Annotated in this window: 1 pseudogene; it reads right to left on the bottom strand. The window is 66.7% G+C overall.

What is annotated here, in order from left to right:
* Nucleotides 1–264: pseudogene (locus SB751_RS31570) on the bottom strand (peptidase S53); the annotation flags it as partial.

Below are 264 nucleotides of genomic sequence, written 5' to 3'. Positions count from 1 at the left end.
CTCGCGGCGAACGTGTTGAGGTCGCTGACCGTCTGCGACAGGTCGCCTTCGGAAATGATGCCGACCGTGGTTTGCGAGGCCGTCGGCGTACCGTCGCCGCCATAAAGCGACGAGAACTCGGTCGGATTGTGCGGCACCGCGGATGCGCCCGCCGGGATCGTCAGGTTGCTGGTGTTGCCTTGCGGCTTGCTGCCCGCGCCGGTATGCATGAGCTCGACGTTCTGCAGGCCGAGCACGGCGCCGACGATGCTGCCGATCGCGTTC

It is taken from the genome of Cupriavidus sp. SIMBA_020, from assembly GCF_046535395.1.
Taxonomy (GTDB): Bacteria; Pseudomonadota; Gammaproteobacteria; order Burkholderiales; family Burkholderiaceae; genus Cupriavidus; species Cupriavidus campinensis.
The sequence above is the reverse complement of the archived record's forward strand: the minus strand, read 5'-3'. Positions and strand labels throughout refer to the sequence as shown.